This window comes from Streptomyces sp. NPDC046860, assembly GCF_040645115.1.
In the GTDB taxonomy this organism is placed as follows: domain Bacteria; phylum Actinomycetota; class Actinomycetes; order Streptomycetales; family Streptomycetaceae; genus Streptomyces.
In genome coordinates this window covers 17920-33287 of the sequence record NZ_JBEYXQ010000003.1, presented here as the reverse complement: position 1 = coordinate 33287, position 15368 = coordinate 17920, and the positions used below count along the sequence as shown (strand labels likewise).

Annotated in this window: 14 protein-coding genes; 10 read left to right on the top strand and 4 right to left on the bottom strand. The window is 72.9% G+C overall.

Going from position 1 to position 15368, the window contains the following annotated elements; genetic code table 11:
* Positions 1-4: 4 nt before the first annotated feature.
* The 3 genes from ABZ898_RS05845 to ABZ898_RS05835 are packed head-to-tail and all read right to left on the bottom strand — an operon-like array spanning position 5 to position 3877.
* Positions 5-2233, bottom strand: coding sequence for a SpoIIE family protein phosphatase (locus ABZ898_RS05845; protein ID WP_361653202.1), 2229 nt, complete (start codon positions 2231-2233; stop codon positions 5-7).
* The gene (locus ABZ898_RS05840; RefSeq protein ID WP_361653200.1) at positions 2230-2625 is read right to left on the bottom strand and encodes an STAS domain-containing protein; all 396 of its coding nucleotides are present in this window, start codon (positions 2623-2625) and stop codon (positions 2230-2232) included. Before ABZ898_RS05840 ends, ABZ898_RS05845 begins: the two co-directional genes overlap by 4 nt.
* Before the next feature lie 43 nt (positions 2626-2668).
* Positions 2669-3877, bottom strand: a complete 1209-nt coding sequence (locus ABZ898_RS05835; RefSeq protein WP_361653198.1) for a phospholipase D-like domain-containing protein — start codon at positions 3875-3877, stop codon at positions 2669-2671.
* Positions 3878-4105: 228 nt separating this feature from the next.
* Between ABZ898_RS05835 and ltnD the strand changes: the two genes are divergently transcribed.
* From ltnD to ABZ898_RS05790, 9 genes are all read left to right on the top strand, one after another.
* A complete protein-coding gene (ltnD, locus tag ABZ898_RS05830; protein ID WP_361653196.1) occupies positions 4106-5032 on the top strand; it encodes an L-threonate dehydrogenase in 927 nt (308 codons plus the stop codon).
* A 1-nt stretch (position 5033) separates the two neighbouring features.
* Entirely contained in the window at positions 5034-6311 is a 1278-nt protein-coding gene (otnK, locus tag ABZ898_RS05825; RefSeq protein WP_361653194.1) for a 3-oxo-tetronate kinase, read from the top strand.
* Entirely contained in the window at positions 6308-6985 is a 678-nt protein-coding gene (locus ABZ898_RS05820) for an aldolase (RefSeq protein WP_361653192.1), read from the top strand. Before otnK ends, ABZ898_RS05820 begins: the two co-directional genes overlap by 4 nt.
* 45 nt (positions 6986-7030) lie before the next feature.
* Positions 7031-8335, top strand: coding sequence for an MFS transporter (locus ABZ898_RS05815; RefSeq protein WP_361653190.1), 1305 nt, complete (start codon positions 7031-7033; stop codon positions 8333-8335).
* A gap of 32 nt (positions 8336-8367) precedes the next feature.
* On the top strand, positions 8368-9150 hold the full coding sequence (gene otnI / locus ABZ898_RS05810) for a 2-oxo-tetronate isomerase (protein ID WP_361653188.1): 783 nt from the start codon (positions 8368-8370) through the stop codon (positions 9148-9150).
* Positions 9147-10193 (top strand): D-erythronate dehydrogenase, encoded by a 1047-nt coding sequence (gene denD / locus ABZ898_RS05805; protein ID WP_361653186.1) that lies wholly within the window; start codon positions 9147-9149, stop codon positions 10191-10193. Before otnI ends, denD begins: the two co-directional genes overlap by 4 nt.
* Positions 10194-10203: 10 nt before the next feature.
* Positions 10204-10962 carry a FadR/GntR family transcriptional regulator gene (locus ABZ898_RS05800; RefSeq protein ID WP_361653184.1) on the top strand — a complete coding sequence of 253 codons (759 nt, stop codon included), beginning with the start codon at positions 10204-10206 and terminating at the stop codon, positions 10960-10962.
* Between the two features lie 125 nt (positions 10963-11087).
* Complete coding sequence (locus tag ABZ898_RS05795; RefSeq protein WP_361653182.1) at positions 11088-12410, top strand: aldehyde dehydrogenase family protein; 1323 nt, start codon at positions 11088-11090, stop codon at positions 12408-12410.
* A 130-nt stretch (positions 12411-12540) separates the two neighbouring features.
* The gene (locus tag ABZ898_RS05790) at positions 12541-13020 is read left to right on the top strand and encodes a hypothetical protein (RefSeq protein ID WP_361653180.1); all 480 of its coding nucleotides are present in this window, start codon (positions 12541-12543) and stop codon (positions 13018-13020) included.
* A 66-nt stretch (positions 13021-13086) separates the two neighbouring features.
* On the opposite strand, the gene ABZ898_RS05785 is transcribed toward ABZ898_RS05790, so the two are convergent.
* Positions 13087-14325: an MFS transporter gene (locus ABZ898_RS05785; RefSeq protein WP_361653178.1), complete on the bottom strand. Its 1239-nt coding sequence runs from the start codon at positions 14323-14325 to the stop codon at positions 13087-13089.
* A gap of 199 nt (positions 14326-14524) precedes the next feature.
* On the opposite strand from ABZ898_RS05785, the gene ABZ898_RS05780 reads away from it, so the two are divergent.
* Positions 14525-15361, top strand: a complete 837-nt coding sequence (locus ABZ898_RS05780) for a hypothetical protein (protein WP_361653176.1) — start codon at positions 14525-14527, stop codon at positions 15359-15361.
* Positions 15362-15368 lie beyond the last annotated feature (7 nt).

Genomic DNA, 15368 nt, shown 5'->3' with positions numbered 1-15368 from the left:
GCCCTCACCCGGTCCGGTGCGGCCCGTCCACGCCGTGGTCCGTGGCCGTGAGGACCAGGACGGCCTGGTCGTCGTCGATCTCGTGGTCTCCGGTGAAGGCGTGGACGGCCGCGGTCAGGGTGTCGATGAGGTGGTGTGCGGCGGGCGGGGCCGGGGCGCCGGTGAGGGAACGGGCGAGGCGTTCCTCGCCGAACTGTTCGCCGTCCGGGGCGCGTGCCTCGGTCAGGCCGTCGGTGAAGAGCAACAGGCTCTCGTGCGGGCGCAGTCGGAGCCGTCGGGGGCTGACCTGGGGGTCGGGGGCCACGCCGAGGAGGAGTCCGCAGGCGTCGACGGTGCGCACGGCGCCCTGGGCGTCGAGGACGAGGGGCGCGGTGTGCCCGGCCCGGATCAGCTCGATGTCGAGACCGTCCGGGGCCGGGGTGAACTGCCCGTAGACGAGCGTGACGAAGCCGGTGCCGTGGCTGCCGGGGCGGTCGCACAGCGCGCGGTTGACGGCCTCCACGACGGCCTGCGGTCCGGGCAGCAGCGGGGCGACGGCGCGGGCGGTGTGCCGGACCAGCGCGGTGGTGGTGGCGGCACTCGCGCCGCGTCCGCAGACGTCGCCGAGCATGAACGCCCACCGGCCGTCCCGCAGCGGGAAGACGTCGTAGAAGTCGCCGCCGATGTCGAGGCCCTCGCCGGCCGGGTGGTAGTAGGTGGCGACGTCGGCGCCGGGCACGTCGGGGACGCCGGGCAGCAGCAGGCCGGCCTGGAGGTCGCGGGCGAGGGTGACCCGGTGGGTGTACTGGCGGGCGTTGCGGGCGGCGGCGGCCGCGCGGCGGGCGAGTTCCTCGGCGAGGGCGACGGCGTGGCCGTCGAAGGTGTGGTCGCCGACGCTCAGCAGGGTCATGGTGGCGAAGGGGGTGCCCCGGTCCAGGAGGGGGACGCACAGGTATCCCGTGACGCCCAGGTCGTGCCAGGGGCCGGGCCCGGTGGGCGTACGGCGGGCGACCTCGCTGACCCCGGAGGCCAGGACCCGGGCCACCGCGTCGTCGTCGGCGTCGTAGACCGGGATGTGGGAGGCGAGCAGGGTGCGCAGCGCGTCGTCGGGTGCCGCCGTGGCGATCCGGCGTACGCGGCCCGACTCCACCACGTCGACCGCGCACAGCGGGGCGAGCGCGGGGCTGCAGGCGGCGGCCAGCCGGCTGAGGGTCTGGGTGGCGTCCAGGTCGTGGGCGAGGGAGGTGCTGGCGTCGAGCAGGAAGGCGAGGTCGGCGCGGGCGGCCCGCTCCCGGGCCTCGGCCGCCTGCCGCGCCCGCTCGGCCTGGTGGCGTTCGATGGCCAGGGCGGCGGTGTCGGCGAAGATCCGGGCGAGCGCGAGGTCGTACTCCTGCGGCGTCCGGGGCGTGCGGTGGTACATCGCGAAGGTGCCCAGGAGCGATCCGTCGCGGGCCTGGATGGGGGTGGACCAGCAGGCGGCCAGCCGGGCCTTGTCCGCGAGGTCCCGGAAGTCGTCCCAGTACGGGTGGGTGGCGATGTCGGAGACGATCACGCTCTGCCCGCGGTGGGCGGCCGTGCCGCAGGAGCCCACGCCGTCGCCGGCGGCGATGCCGTCGATGGCCTCGTTGTAGAAGTCGGGCAGGCTGGGGGCGGCGCCGTGGCGCAGATGCCGCCCGTCGGTGTCGGCGAGCAGCACCGAGACCAGCACCTCGTCGGGCGACAGTTCCTCGATGACGCGGGCCATGCCGTGCAGCACGTCGGTCAACGGGGCCTGGCGGGCGATCTGTTCGAGGAGCGCCCCGTGCTCGGCCGCCAGCCGCTGGGCGTGCCTGGCCCGGGTGGTCTCGACGCCGATCAGGCGTACGCCGGTCACGTTGCCGCCCGCGTCGAGGCGGGGCTCGTAGGTGAAGTCGAAGTAGGCCTCGCGCGCGGCCGCGCCGGTGCCCAGCACCACCCGCCGGTCGCGTCCGGTGACGGGCCGGCCGGTACGGAAGACGCGGTCCAGCACGGTGATCAGGCCCTGCTCGACGAGTTCGGGCATCAGCTCCCCGAGCGGCAGCCCGGTGCGGGCCCGCCCGTCGTCGCCGGTCGCGGCGAAGAACGCCGGGTTCGCCGCCTCCAGCATGTGCGCCGGACCGGCGAGGGAGGCGAAGACGGCCGTCGAGTGCCCGAACAGGGCGCGCAGATCGTCGTCCAGCCCGGAACCCTCCGGGCGGCCGGACACGGGCTCGGCCGGCCCTGGTACGAGCGTCATGCGCTCCGCTCCTCATGATGTCGAACCGCCGCGGCGGCGCCAGGCGTGCCGGGGCCTGCGGCGAGCGCCTCGGCAGCATCCAGGTGCACGGAGAAGAGCTGGTCCAAACCTGTCAGGGTGAACAGACGGGACACCGAGGCGGGTACGGCCGCCAGCCGCAGCGTCCGCCCGCGGGCGGAGAGCCGCTGGTAGAGGCGCAGCAGGCCGCTTATCCCGGAGGAGTCGCAGAAGGTCAGGGCGGCGCAGTCGACGACGACCGGCAACGTCGCCTCCGGTCGGCCCAGTTCGTCGTCCGCGGCCTCGTGCAGCTGTACCACGCTGTCGAAGTCCAGCTCCCCGCACAACACGAACAGCACACCCGGCGCGTGCTGTCTGACATCCACCGAGAACACCCCGAGCTGCCTCCTTCTCGGCCGCCGCCGCCCGCCCGTCCTGTCAGAGGAAGCGTCTCACGGGTCTGACGGCGGCCTCCTTGAGCCTCTGGAGGGCCGCCCTGTGCCGCCACCGCCTCAGGTCGATGGCCTCGCTGTGCTCGATGTCGGTGTCGTAGTCCCGGTCGAGCACGGCGGTGAACTCCTCGTCGAGCACGGCGAGCATGACCTCTTCGTCGTGGTCCATGGAGCGGCGGTTGAAGTTCGTGGAGCCGATCAGGGACGCCACCGAGTCCACGGTGATGATCTTGGCGTGCATCATCGTCGGCTGGTACTGGCGGATCTCGACGCCCGCGCGCAGCAGCCGCGTGTAGTGGTGCTGTCCGGCTAGCTGGCAGGCCCGCTGGTCGGTGTGCGGGCCGGGCAGCAGGATCTCGACGCGGACGCCTCTGCGGGCGGTGGCGCACAGCAGGTCGATGAAGTAGTCGTCGGGCGCGAAGTAGGCGGTGGCGAGGCGGAAGCGCTCCTCGGCGGAGGTGAGCATGACCCGGATGAGGGTCTGCATGTCCTGCCAGCCGATGCTGGCCGAGCCGCGCACGACCTGCACGACGGAACTGCCGATCTGCTTGTGCTCGGTGAAGCGGTCGCGCTCGTCGAAGAGTTCGTGGTGGCACTCGGCCCAGTTCTGGGCGAAGGCGGCGGCGATCCCGTCCACCGCCGGGCCGCGCACCTGGACGTGGGTGTCGCGCCACTCGCCGGGGTTGCGGGCGTCCCCGCACCACTCCTGCGCGATGCCGACACCGCCGGTGAACGCGGTGTCCTCGTCCACGATCAGGGCCTTGCGGTGGCAGCGGTGGTTCTGCTTGAAGGGCGAGAGCCACACGGGCTTGCGGAACCAGGCCACCTGGACCCCGGCCTCGTCCATGAGGTCCAGCAGTCCCCGTTCGATCTGCTGGGCGCCGAACCCGTCGAGCAGCAGCCGCACCCGCACTCCGTCGCGCGCCCGGTCGGCGAGGGCCTCGGCGAAGTCCTGGGCGATCTGGCCCCGCCAGTAGACGAAGGTCATCATGTCGATCGTGTGCCGGGCCGAGCCGATGGCCTTCAGCATGGCGGGGAAGATGGCGCTGCCGTTGCGCAGCGGGACCAGTTCGTTCCCCTCGGTCGCGGCCACCCCGATCAGCCGCTCCAGGCGGCGGCGCAGGCGCTGCTTGCGGGCTTCGGCGTCCAAAGCGCCGCCGGGGGCGAGGGCTACGGGTATGCCGTCGAGACTCACAGCGGTTCTCCAGTTGTGCCGTGGTACGCGGATCGGGAAGGGGCGGCCGGCGGCCCCCCGGGAAACCTGATGCCCGGCTATCGTCCGGTCATCCCGCGACCGTGAACCACCCCACATGTGACCGGCATCACAGTGCGCCAACCAGCGTCGTCAGGTCATCATATGACCCGACCGTCGGCGAAGGTGCCTGGCAGTGAAGGGCGTCCGGGCGGCCACTGCGAGACAAGGATGTTGCGCGTGAACGACCAGGAAAGGTCCGCCCCGCCCCGTGTGGGCGTGGTGGGACTCGGGGCCATGGGGCTCGGAATGGCACGGAGCCTGCGGAACGCGGGGTACGACGTCGGGGTGCACGACCTGCGGCCCGAGGTGGCCGACGGCTTCGCCCGCGAGGGCGGCACCGCCTTCTCCACCCCCGGTGAACTCGCGGCGACCGTCGATGTCCTGGTCGGTGTGGTCGTCGACGCGGCGCAGACCGAGCAGGTGCTGTTCGGCGAGGGCGGTGCCGCCGGGCGGATGCGGCCGGGCAGCGTGTTCGTGATGTGCTCCACCGTCGACCCCGCCTGGTCGGCCGGACTGGAGGGCCGCCTGGCCGGGTCCGGCGTCCTGTACCTGGACGCCCCGGTCTCCGGCGGCGCCGCGCGCGCCGCGGCCGGTGAGCTGACGATGATGACGTCCGGCGCGCCGGAGGCGTACGCGCTCGCCGGTCCGGTGCTGGACGCGATGAGCACGACCGTCCACCGCCTGGGCGCGAGCGCCGGGCTCGGCTCGAAGGTCAAGGTCGTCAACCAGCTGCTGGCCGGGGTGCACATCGCCGCGGCCGCCGAGGCCATGGCGCTGGGCATCAGGGCGGGCGTCCCGGCCAAGGCGCTGTACGAGGTCATCACGCACAGCGCGGGCAACTCCTGGATGTTCGAGAACCGCATGGCGCATGTGCTGGCCGGCGACTACACGCCCCTGTCCGCCGTCGACATCTTCGTCAAGGACCTGGGGATCGTGCTGGACTCCGCCCGCCCGGAGCGGTTCCCGCTGCCGCTGGCCGCCACCGCCCATCAGATGTTCCTCCAGGCGGCCGCGTCGGGTCTCGGCCGCGAGGACGACAGCGCGGTGATCAAGATCTTTCCCGGGATCGACCTGCCGAAGCCGGAGGATGGCTGACATGGGAATCCGCCTCGGCGCGATCGCCGACGACTTCACCGGCGCCACGGACCTGGCGAACAACCTGGTGCGCGCGGGCATGCGCGTGGTCCAGCTGATCGACGTGCCCGAGGACGGCGGGTACGCGCTCGCGGGGGACGCGGACGCGGTCGTCATCGCGCTCAAGTCCCGTACCGTGCCCGCCGCGGAGGCCGTGGACGCCTCGCTGCGCGCGCTGGCGTGGCTGCGGGACGCGGGCGCCGGGCAGATCTACTTCAAGTACTGCTCCACCTTCGACTCCACCCCCGCCGGGAACATCGGTCCGGTGGCCGAGGCACTGATGGACGCGCTGGGCACCGACTTCACCGTGGCCACTCCGGCCTTCCCGGACAACGGGCGCACCGTCTTCAAGGGGCATCTCTTCGTCGGCGACGTGCTGTTGAGCGAGAGCGGGATGCGGGACCACCCGCTGACCCCGATGACCGACTCCGACCTGGTCAGGGTGCTGGGCGCGCAGACGACCCGCCCTGTCGGTCTCGTCGACCACACGGTGCTCGCGCGAGGCGCGGAGGCGGTCCGGGAACGTATCGCCGAACTCCGTTCCCAGGGAGTCGCGTTGGCCGTCGTCGACGCGGTCTCCAACGACGACCTGGTGCGTCTGGGCGAGGCCGTGAGCGATCTGCCGCTGGTGACCGCCGGTTCCGGGCTGGCCATCGGACTGCCCGCGAACTGGGGGCTCCGGCCGACCACGGCGGCGGCGGAACTGCCGCCCGCCTCCGGTCACCGGGCCGTCGTCTCCGGCTCGGTGTCCGTGGCCACCAACGGTCAGGTCCGGGCCTTCCTGGACAGCGGGCGGCCCGCGTTCAGCGTGGACCCGCTGCGCGTCGCGGCCGGTGCGGACGTGGCCGGCGAGGCGCTGGCCTTCGCCGAGGCCCACCTGGCCGGCGGCCCCGTACTGATCTACTCCACCGAGGCGCCCGACGCGGTGCGCGGGGTGCAGAGCAGGCTCGGTGCCGCCGAGGCCGGTGAGCTGGTGGAGCGCACCCTGGCCGAGGTGGCGCGGGGGCTCGTGGCGCGCGGAGTGCGGCAACTCGTCGTCGCCGGGGGCGAGACCTCGGGCGCCGTCGTCCAGGCGCTCGGCGTCACCGGCCTGCGCATCGGCCCGCAGATCGACCCCGGCGTGCCCTGGTGCGCGGCGGCCCTGCCCGACGGGGAGACGCTCCACATCACCCTGAAATCGGGGAACTTCGGCGGTCCCGACTTCTTCTCCGCCGCGTTCGACCTGCTGGGGACGTCATGACCGGCCCCGTCGCGACCGACCCCGTCGAGGAGGCCCGGCGCGAGATCGTCCGGGTGGGCACGAGCCTGTTCGCGCGCGGCTACGTCCATGCCAGCGCGGGCAACATCAGCGCGCGGGTCGGCGACCGTCACCTGATCACCCCGACCGACGCCGCCCTCGGCTTCCTCGAACCCGGCCGGCTGGCCCTCGTCGACGCTCAGGGCGAGCAGATCGCGGGCGACCGCGCCAGCAAGACGCTCACCCTGCACCGCCGGATCTACGCCGCCGACCCCACCGCCCGCTTCGTCGTCCACACCCACTCCACGCACCTGGTCGGCCTGACCCTGGCCGGTGTGTGGAGCGGCGACGACGTGCTCCCGCCGATCACGCCGTACTACGTGATGAAGGTCGGGCACGTCCCGCTCGTCCCCTACCACCGGCCCGGCGACCCGCGCGTGGCCGGCCTGGTGACCGCCCGCATCGCCGAACGCGCCGCGAGCGGTACGCCGATCAGGGCCGTGCTCCTCGACCGGCTGGGCCCGGTCGTCTGGGGCCCCGACGCGGCCTCCGCGCTCGCCGTCCTCGAAGAACTCGAGGAGACGGCGCGCCTGTGGCTGCTCACCGACCGCCGGCCCGCACCCCTCGCCGAACCCGAACTCGCCGAGCTGCGCTCCGTGTTCGGCGCCCGCTGGTGAAACACCTGTCCCGAGAATCCCCCTGAGCCGCTCAAAGGATTCGTCATGTCCCTCCCCACGGTCGCCACCGATGCCGACCTCACCCGCGAGAACGCCGTCTTCCGCAAGGTCGTCCGGCGGATCGTCCCCTTCCTCGTCCTGTGCTACATCGTCTCCTACCTCGACCGCGTCAACGTCGGCTTCGCCAAGCTCCAGATGTCCGACGACCTGGGGTTCAGCGAGGCGTCGTACGGCCTCGGCGCCGGGCTGTTCTTCATCGGGTACTTCCTCTTCGAGGTCCCCTCGAACCTGCTGCTCCAGCGGGTCGGCGCCCGCACCTGGATCGCCCGGATCATGATCAGCTGGGGCGTGGTCTCGGCGGCGTTCGTGTTCGTCACCAACGAGACGACGTTCTACGTGCTCCGCTTCCTGCTCGGCGCGGCGGAGGCCGGCTTCTACCCCGGCGTCATCCTGTACTGCACCTACTGGTTCCCCTCGCACCGCAGGGCCAGGGTCATAGCGATGTTCATGTCGGCGATCCCGGTGGCGGGCATCTTCGGCAACCCGCTCTCCGGCTGGATCCTGGACGCCTTCCACGGCACGGGCGGCTGGCAGGGCTGGCAGTGGATGTTCGCGCTGGAGGCGCTGCCGGCCCTCGCGGTCGGCGTGGCCACCCTGTTCTACCTGGACAACGGGGTGCGGGACGCGAAGTGGCTCAGCGACGAGGAGAAGGACGTCGTGGAGCGGGCGCTCGCCGAGGACGCCGCGCACCGGACCGTGCACGGCAAGGTGTGGGACGGCTTCCGCGATCCCAAGGTGTGGCTGATGAGCCTCATCTACTTCTGCTTCGTGATGGGCCAGTACGCGCTGACGTTCTGGATGCCGACCTTCGTGGAGTCCACCGGCATCAAGGGCAACCTCGCGATCGGCGTGCTGAGTTCGGTGCCGTTCCTGGCCGCGCTGGTCGCCATGAACCTCTTCGGGCGCTCCGCCGACCGGCGCCGGGAACGCCGCTGGCACCTGGTGGTCCCGAGCCTCATGGGCGCCGTCGGCTTCTCGCTGGCCGCCTCCTGGTCGGGGTCGACCGTGCTGTCCCTGATCGCGCTGTCCTTCGCGGCGGCCGGTGTGCTGACCTGCGCCCCGCTGTTCTGGTCGCTGCCCACCGCCTTCCTCGGCGGTACGGCGGCGGCGGCCGGCCTCGCCCTGATCAACTCGGTCGGCAACCTCGCCGGTTTCGTCAGCCCGTACATGATCGGCGCGCTGAAGGACAGCACCGGTTCGGCGGCGATACCGATGTACGTCCTGGCGCTCAGCCTCGTCGTGGGCGCCGCGGCCGTACTGACCACCAAGAAGGACGTCGTCAACCGCTGACCGGCGGCCCGACAGGAACCAGGGGAGTCACCATGCCGAGGTTCGCGGCGAACCTGTCCATGATGTACACCGAGCATCCGTTCCCCGACCGCTTCGCGGCGGCCGCGGCGGACGGTTTCGAAGCCGTCGAGTACCTCTTCCCGTACGCGTACGACGCGACCCGGCTGCGCCGCCTGCTGGACGACCACGGGCTGCGCCAGGTGCTGTTCAACGCCCCTCCCGGTGACTGGGACTCAGGGGAGCGCGGAACGGCGGCGCTGCCCGGGCGCGAGGCGGAGACGCTGGCCGGGATCGACCGGGCGCTTCAGTACGCGGCCGCGCTCAACTGCCCGCGTGTGCACGTGATGGCCGGGCTGCTGCCGGCCGGTGCGGCCCGCGACACCTATCTCGCCAACCTCGCCCGCGCGGCGGAGCGCGCCGCGGCCGCCGGGGTGGACATCCTGATCGAGCCGATCAACCGCCGTGACATGCCGGGGTACTTCCTCGACCGCCAGGCCGAGGCGCACGCTGTGGTGCGGGAGTTGGGAGCCGACAACATCAAGGTCCAACTGGACCTGTACCACTGCCAGATCACCGAGGGCGACCTCACGACGGTCCTGCGCCGGGATCTGCCGTCCGGCCGGGTCGGGCATCTCCAGATCGCGGGCGTGCCCGACCGGCACGAGCCGGACGCGGGCGAACTGAACATCGGCCATCTCTTCGACGTGATCGACGAGTCGGCCTTCGAGGGGTGGATCGGCTGCGAGTACCGCCCCCGCGCCGGGACGAGCGAGGGGCTCGGCTGGCTGCACGACTACCGAGGAGCACACGCATGAGGATCGTCATCACCGGTGGCTTCGGCTTCCTGGGCCGCCAGGTCGCCGGACGTCTACTGGAGAAGCGGACGTTCCGGGGCGTCCCCGTGGACCGGCTGGTGCTGGCCGACCGGTTCGTACCGGACGACTCGCCCCTCGCCGCCGACCCGCTGGTGGAGGTGGTCCAGGGTGATCTGACCGACCGGCTGGGCGAGTTGTTCGCCGAGCCGGTGGACGCGGTGATCCACCTCGCGTCCGCCGTGTCCGCCGAGTGCGAGGCGGACTTCGACCTGGGCATGGCCGCCAACGTGGACACCACCCGCGCCCTGCTCGACGCCGCCCGCGCCCAGTGGGCCGCCGGGGGCCCGGTGGTACGGCTGCTGTTCTCCAGCAGTGTCGCGGTGTACGGCTCGGACCCGGCGCTGCCGCTGCCAAAGACGGTCAGCGAGGCCACCCTGCCCACCCCGCGCTCCAGCTACGGCGCGCAGAAGGCCGTCTGCGAGCAGCTGGTGGCCGAGTACACGCGCCGCGGCTTCCTGGACGGGCGGGTGGCCCGGCTGATGACCGTGTCGGTGCGGCCGGGCAGGCCGAACGCCGCCGCGTCCGGGTTCCTGTCCGGCGTCGTCCGGGAGCCCCTGGCCGGGCTGCCGGCCGTCTGCCCGGTCGACCCCTCGCTGCGGGTGGCCCTGGCCTCGCCCCGGCGCACGGTGGCGGGCATCCTGCGCATCGCGGAGCTGGAGCGCGGCGAGGGACCCGGCCTGCTCGACGGCCGGGTCCCGGTCAACCTGCCCGCGCTGACGGTCTCGGTCGCCGACATGCTCCACACCCTGCGCCGGGTGGCCGGGGACGCGGTCGCCGATCTGGTGACGGTCGCACCCGACCCGGCCGTCGAGGCCATCGTGGGCTCCTGGCCGGCCGACTTCGACAACGCGCGCGCCGCCACGCTGGGTCTCGCGGCCGACCCGGACTTCGAGTCGGTGGTCCGGGAGTACCTCGCCGACCACGCCGACGCGGTGACCGCCGTCACCGGGCTCGGGGCCGGGCGGCAGGGCGCGGATCGATAGACTGAAAAGCATGTTTTCCAAGGTGAGCGGTCCGATACGGCTCGCGGACCGGGTCGCCGCGATCCTCGCGGAGGAGATCGAGTCCGGGCGGCTCGCCGAGGGCGACAGACTGCCGACCGAGGTCGCGCTGGTCAAGCAGCTCGGCGTGAGCCGTACGGTCGTCCGCGAGGCGGTGTCCCGGCTGCGCAACGCGGGCCTGGTCGAACCGCGCCAGGGGCTCGGCGTCTTCGTGCTGCCCCGGCGGACGCGGCCGCTCGACCTGGAGGCGGAGTCGCCGGGCACCAAGTCCAAGGTGCTCCAGATCGTGGAGGTGCGCGCCGCGCTGGAAGGGGAGGCGGCCGCCCTCGCGGCGACCCGGGCGACACCGGACGACATCGCCCGGATGCGTCTGGCGCTGGCCGCGCTGGACACGGCGGTCGCCGCCGACGGCGACGGCGTGGACGAGGACCTCGCCTTCCACCGCACCATCGCGGAGTCCACCGGCAACCCGGTCCTCGTCCAGACGGTGCGCTACCTGGGCGAGGTCGCCCGCGGCGGCATCCGCGTCACCCGCGCCAACGAGGCCCGCCGCAGCGACTTCATCGAGGCGGTGCGCCAGGAGCACCACGCCATACTGGCCGCCGTCGAGGCCCGCGACCCCGAGGCGGCCGAGGCCGCCGCCCGCCTCCACCTCCGCCACGCCGCGTCCCGCCTCCAGGACGCGGACGACCGGTTCTGGACGGAGAACGACGGGCTGGACGTACCGCCGGTCCCGGGGCCGGACAGCTGACGCCCCGGTCACGGCGCCCTCCCGGAGGGCGCCGTGATCTGCGTCATTCCCGGCAATCCACGGAATGCGATCGGCCACCTGAAAGGTTGGTGTTTACATCTGACAGTCGAGAACGCGAGGCACCCGTGACCCACTCCCCCACCGAGCAGCCCGCCGACACCGTGGCCCGGCTGCGCGACACCTTCCGCACCGGCCGGACCAAGTCCGTCGAGTGGCGCGAGGAGCAGTTGCGCCGCCTGCGCGCGATGCTCACCGAGCACGGCGCCGACCTCGCCGCCGCCCTCCACGCGGACCTGGGCAAGAGCGCCACCGAGGCCCACCGCACGGAGATCGACTTCACGGTCCGCGAGATCGATCACACCCTGGAGCACCTGGCCGAGTGGCTGCGCCCCGAGCCGGCCCCGGTCCCCGCGCACCTCGGCGACGACGCCACCGCCTGGACGCAGTACGACCCGCTCGGCGTCGTCCTCGTCATCGCCCCCTGGAACTACCCGGCGCAGCTCCTGCTCGCCCCCGTGGTGGGCGCCCTCGCCTCGGGCAACGCGGTCGTGGCGAAGCCGAGCGAGCTGGCCCCGGCGACCTCCGCCGCGCTGGCCGAGCTGATCCCGGCCTACCTCGACACCGACGCGGTCGCCGTGGTCGAGGGCGGCATCCCGGAGACCACGGCCCTGCTGGCCGAGCGCTTCGACCACATCTTCTACACCGGCAACGGCACCGTCGGCCGCGTCGTCATGCGTGCCGCCGCCGAGCACCTCACCCCGGTCACGCTCGAACTCGGCGGCAAGTCACCGGCGTTCGTCGACCGGGGCACCGACCTCGGTGTGGTCGCCGACCGGCTGGTGCGGGGCAAGTTCCTCAACGCCGGGCAGACCTGTGTCGCCCCCGACTACGTCCTCACCGACCCGTCGACCGCGCCTGCCCTGGAGGCGGCGCTCGTCCGCGCCGTCGAGGGCGTCTACGGCACCGACCCGGCGGCCTCGCCCGAGTACGGCCGCATCGTCAACGAACGCCACTTCGACCGCCTGTCCGGCCTGCTGGACTCCGGCCGGGTGGCGGTGGGCGGCGCGAGCGACCGTACGGACAAGTACATCGCGCCGACCGTCCTGGCCGACGTCGCCCCCGACGCGCCCGTGATGCGCGAGGAGATCTTCGGCCCCATCCTCCCGATCGTCACCGTGCCGGACCTGGACGCGGCCGTGGACTTCATCAACGACCGCGACAAGCCCCTCGCCCTGTACGTCTTCACGGACTCCGACGCGACCCGCGACCGCATCGCCGCCGAGACCTCCTCGGGCGGGCTCGGCCACGGTCTCCCCCTCGCCCATCTCACCGTCTCCGACCTCCCCTTCGGCGGTGTCGGCGAGAGCGGCATGGGCAGCTACCACGGGCGCTACTCCCTGGACACCTTCAGCCACCGCAAGGCGGTCCTGAGCAAGCCGCTGGCATAGCCGGCCCGAACCGGCCTACCCTGGCGGCATTTTCACACCGGCGCCCACACGCTGACACCGCCCGTGAAAGGCACTAGCTTCCTGGCTGAGTTCATGCCGGGAGCATGGGCCACAAGGGGAGGGGTTCATCGTGTTCTCCAGGAAAGTGCTGCCCAAGAGACTGGGCAGAGCGGCCGCCGCGGTGACGGCGATGGCCTTCGTCGCGGTACTGGGTTCGGCCACCGCGGCGAGCGCCGGGGCGAGTTGCAGCATCGCGGGCTGCTCCTCCTCGGTGAACGACACCGCTCTGGGTGCCACGGCGCTCAAGAACTGGTGCCGCTCCGGGGACAGCACGGGCTCGTGGACGGCCACCCAGCCGACCTGCAAGAGCGACGGCGTCTCGCAGACCACGTACTACCTCTCCTCGGGCGGGGGCCACACCCCCTACAGCGAGGACTGGGACACGCTGCGCGTCGACGCCGGGTACTGCTACAAGGTGAAGTTCATCGTCGACCTCGGCTCCGACTTCACCAGGACGTACGACCGCCGCGGCACGTCGGCCGCCTACGTGAAGGCCGCCGACAACGCGGACGCGCACGTGGTGGGCCAGAGCTCCAGCTCGTGCCCGTGACGGCACGGTCCGGCAGGTAGGAACAATCCCCGGCGGACGGCTGACCAGCCGTCCGTCGGGGGGCGTTCAGCAGACCGGCCGGGCCGCGGGCGCCGCCGTCCCGTGGTGGCGCACCGAGGGCACGGCGAGCACCACCGCGACCGCCGTGAGCTGCCACAGCACCCCGAACCCCAGCAGCCGGTCCGCGCCCACGACCCCCGAGACGGGCCCGGCAAGCGCCAGCCCGAGCGGGCCGAGGGCGAAGGCGCCCAGGCTGTCGAAGGCGCTGACGCGGCCGCGCACCTCCGCCGGGAGGTCGCGCTGGATGACGGTCGCGGCGAGCGTGGTGCACAGCGCCGCGCCGACACCCGCGAGGAACGCCGCGCCCGCCACCCAGGCGAGGGGCAGCCGGAGGGCCAGGGCGGCGGCCGGGACGGCCCAGCCGGCGGAGGCGGCCACGGACCAGGTGAGCGCCCGCCCGGGGCTTCTGCCGAGCAGGGCCAGACCGCCGACGATCGCGCCGAGGCCCTCCAGGGCCAGCACCAGCCCCCACGCCTTCGCCCCGCCGAGCCGCTGCTGGGCGAGCGCCGGCCCGAGCACCAGGAACGGCGCCCAGAGCACGAAGTTGAAGAGGCCGATGTGGACGGTGGTGACCCACAGCCAGGTACGTGAGGTGAACTCCGCCCAGCCACGGCCCAGTTCGCCGAGCATCCCGCGCCGGGGCCCGGCCGGCCGCGTCAGCGGCAGTCCGACCAGCGCGACGACGCTCACGCCGTAACTGACCGCGTCGACGGCGACCACCGTTCCGGGATCGAAGGCGGCGACCAGCAGACCGGCAACGCCCGGTCCCGCGATCGAGGCCATCGGCCGGGCCATCTGCAACAGGGCGTTGGCGTCCGCGAGTTCACCGGCCGGGACCAGTCCGGGCACCAGCGCCGGCAGGCCGGGCATGAACCCGCCCTCACCGATCCCGAGGACCACCGCCAGCACGACCACTTCCCAGACCCGCGCGGTGTGGGTCAGCAGCAGCACGGCCAGCAGCCCCTGGGAGCCGAACCGGAGCAGGTCCGCGGCCATCATGACCGCACGGGCCCCGATCCGGTCGGTGAGCACACCTCCGAGCAGCAGCACGACCAGCACCGCGAGAATCCGGGCCGCCATCACCCCGCCGACGGCGTCGACCCCGCCGCCGGGGAGCCGCAGCACGGCGAAGGTCGTGGCGATCGTGTTCATCCCGGAACCGAGCAGCGAAGCGCTCTGGCCGAGCAGGAAGCGGCGGAACCGAGCGTGCCGCAGCACGCGCAGCCGATGGGTACCGAGTGTCATGAACCGGCACCCTGCCCTCGGCGAACAATTCACCGCAAGGGTTTCCTGGAATTGATTCCGCCTCTTTACGGAAAACCTTCTGTCGGCGCGATCAGGCGCAGTAAATGGATTGCGTTTACTGCAATACGCCTGATGGTAGGGTCAGTTGAGTGCGTGCATGAAGGTGTTTCGAATAACTCATTTACTGCGGGTGGGCTGCGTGAACGAAGAACTGGCGGCGCCGGTCGAATTCGGTGCGGCGGTCGACCGCTACGTGGCGGCGGCCGGCCTCGGCCCCGCTTCCCGCCGCGTCTACCGTGTCTCGCTGCTCGGCTGGGCGTGGCCCCTGGTCGGCCGGTGCGCCCCGGCCGGCCCCGACCGCAGAGGCGCCGTGCCTCCCGCCGTCCCCCTCGCCCTGCTCGACGACCCGGGGACCCCGGAGCGCCTGCGACGGGGCCTGACCGAGCGCTTCGCCGTCGCGCGACCCGCGACTGTGACACGCGAGTTGGCGTGCCTGAGGGCCGCGACGGCCTGGTGGCGGGCGCGGGGCTGGATCGCGGCGGACCCGGCCACCGGCCTCGTGCCACCCGCACCGGACCCGCCCTCCGCACCGGACCCGCTCCCCGACCCGGCCCCGCTCCCGGTCCGCGCCCGCGCGGCCCTGGCCCTGCGGGCGCCCCTGAGGGAGCTGACCCTGTGGTACTTCCTGCACGAGTCCCGCGCTCCGGTGGAGCACGTACTCGCCCTGGACATCGGCCACTTGGACCTCACGGCTCGGCGTGCCAGGGCGGGCGCGCCGCACCGCGCGAGCTGGGGTCCGGGGACGGCCCGTCTGCTGCCGCTCCTTCTGGCCGGCCGCACGGCGGGCCCGGTGTTCGTCACCGCCCGCCGGGCCCCCGCGTCCACACCCGCGAGCGACCGCTGCCCGGTGACCGGACGCGGCCGCCTCTCCTACCGCCGGGCCGCGGAGCTCTTCTCCGCCGCGACCCGGCCCCTGGACCCGTCCGGCCGGGGCTGGGCCCTGCTGGCGCTGCGCGACCGGACACCGGCCGCCTGAATCCCCG